Consider the following 2,565-nt stretch of genomic DNA (forward strand, 5'->3'; position numbering starts at 1 on the left):
CCCCTGATCCTCGCCCAGGCGCCCGGCCGCCCGGCCGACGACCTCCCAGGCTTCACCGCCGACGTGGAGCGGCGCGTAAAACTGCGCGCACCCGGTGCCCTCGTCGTCTACCCCGAGCTGCACCTCGGCGAGAGCGCCCCAGGCGTCCCGGCCTCGCCGGAGAACGCCGCCGAGCCCCTCGACGGCAAACGGGACGCGGCCCTCGCCGAACTCGCGGGCGACCTGGGCATCTGGCTGGTGCCCGGCAGCGTCTACGAACGCGGCGCCGACGGCCAGGTCCACAACACGACACCGGTCTACTCGCCACAAGGCGAGCGCCTCGCCGCGTACCGCAAGATCTGCCCGTGGCGCCCCTACGAGACGACCGCACCCGGCAACCGGTTCGAGGTCGTCGACCTCGCCGGCGTCGGCCGTATCGGACTGTCCATCTGCTACGACACCTGGTTCCCGGAGATCTCCCGCCATCTGGCGTGGATGGGCGCCGAGTTGATCGTCAACGTGGTGCGCACCTCGACGAGCGACCGCGCGCAGGAAGTCGTCCTCAACCGCGCCAACGCCATCGCCAACCAGGTCTTCGTCGCCAGCGTCAACTCCGCCGCCCCGTCCGGGATCGGGCGCAGCCTCGTAGTCGATCCGCAGGGCACGGTGCGCACCGAGACCGTCGACGCCGGCGACACGACCCTCACCGACGTGATCGACCTCGACGAGGTCGGCAACGTCCGCCGCTACGGCACCGCCGGCCTCAACCGCGTCTGGGACCAGTTCCGCCCCGGTGACGCGCCCCTCGAACTCCCGCTGTACGGGGGCCGTATCGACCCCGCCACCTGGAACCCCGCGGCCTGGAACCCCGCCCCCACCACCGAGGAGCCACCACGATGAGCAGCGAGCCCCGGAACACCATGAGACTGAAGGGCGACCTGAGCCTGTTCTCCGTCGTCCTCTTCGGCCTGGCCTACATCTCCCCCGGCATCGTCGTCACCATCTTCGGCGTCGTGGCCGCCACCAGCGACGGAGCGGCCCCGACGGCGTTCGCCGTCGCCACCCTCGCGATGCTGCTCACCGGCCTGAGTTACGCGAAGATGGCGCGCGCCGTACCGGGCTCTGGCTCCGTCTACACCTACGCCCGCAGAATGCTCGACAGCCGCATCGGCTTCCTGTCCGGCTGGGCGATGCTGCTCGACTACTTCTTCATCCCCATGGTCGGCTGGCTCATCACCGCGATCTACTTCAACGCCCAGTTCCCCGACGTGCCCAAGTGGGTCTGGCTGATCGTCTCGGTGGCCCTGACCACCGGCATCAACGCCTTCGGCATGAAGCTCGCGGACCGCGTCAACAAGGTCCTGATGTTCATCGCGGTGGGCTCGTTGGTCCTCTTCGCCACCCTGTGCGTCGTCTTCCTCGGCAAGCACGGCTCGTCCGCCCCGGTCACCGACTCCCTCTGGAACTCCGGCACTTCGTTCGGCGCCATCACCGCGGCCGCCGCCATCGCCGCCTACTCCTTCCTCGGCTTCGACGCCGTCTCCACCCTCGGCGAGGAGGCCAGGGGCGGGGCGAAGACGATCGGCAAAGGCATCATCGGCTGTGTCATCGCCGCCGGCGCGATCTTCATCGTGCTGTCCTTCGTGATGCAACTGGTCCATCCCGGCGCGAAGTTCGCCGACGTCGACGCGGCCGCCTACCACCTGAAGGTGCAGGTCGGCGGCGAGACATACGCGGAGATCATCAACTTCGTCACCATCGCCGGATCCATCGCCTCCTGTATCGCCCTGCAAGCGTCCGCTGCCCGCCTCATGTACGTCATGGGACGCGACGGCGTACTGCCCAAGGCCGTCTTCGGCAGACTGTCGGCGAAGACCGGCACCCCGGTCCGCAACCTGCTGCTGACCGCGGCCGCCGGTGTCATCGCGATGAAGCTCGACCTCACCACCGCCACCTCGTTCATCAACTTCGGCGCCTTCCTCGGCTTCGCCGTGGTCAACGTCTGCGTGATCGCCCACCTGGTCCGCGAACGCAGGCAGGGCCGTGCCCCCAACCTCTTCTCGTACCTGGTGATGCCGGTCATCGGCGCCGCCGTCTCCGTCTACCTGCTCACGAAGCTCGGTGACATCGCGCTCCAGATCGGCGGCGTGTGGCTGGCGATCGGCGTCATCTATCTGGCCGTCCTGACCAAGGGATTCCGCCGCCCCGCACCGGAGATGACCTTCGACGACGACAACGCGCCCACGGAGAGAGACACCGCGTAATTCGCTCCTAAGTTCCCTCACCCACCACGCTCTCCTTTGCGCCCTGTTCGGCCCCCGCCGGGCGGGCGTCGTCGTGCCCGAAGACCAGCCATGCGACGAGGCCCCGCCGGAAGTCCGGCGGGGCCTCGTCGCATCAGGCAGGGCCATCAGGTTCTGCAGCGTCTTCTGTCACACAGCCCCTACGAGCGGGTCCTGGCTGTAGCTGTCCGACCAGGTGGAAGACCTTGCGGGCCGCATAGCGTCTGAAGCAACGGATGATTTCGCGCCGGGTCTTGTCCCCCTTGGTTCGGCGCCAATAGTAGTCAGGGGTTCGGGGGTCAAC

Annotated in this window: 2 protein-coding genes; both read left to right on the forward strand. The window is 68.3% G+C overall.

Annotation, left to right across the window (positions count from 1 at the left end; all coding sequences use genetic code 11):
* On the forward strand, positions 1–879 hold an 879-nt coding region (locus tag GUY60_RS36685; protein ID WP_246236121.1), incomplete at its 5' end, for a carbon-nitrogen hydrolase family protein.
* On the forward strand, positions 876–2,243 hold the full coding sequence (locus GUY60_RS36690) for an APC family permease (RefSeq protein ID WP_161705832.1): 1,368 nt from the start codon (positions 876–878) through the stop codon (positions 2,241–2,243). The genes GUY60_RS36685 and GUY60_RS36690, both read left to right, overlap by 4 nt.
* Positions 2,244–2,565 lie beyond the last annotated feature (322 nt).

It is taken from the genome of Streptomyces boluensis (assembly GCF_009908195.1).
Taxonomy (GTDB): domain Bacteria; phylum Actinomycetota; class Actinomycetes; order Streptomycetales; family Streptomycetaceae; genus Streptomyces; species Streptomyces boluensis.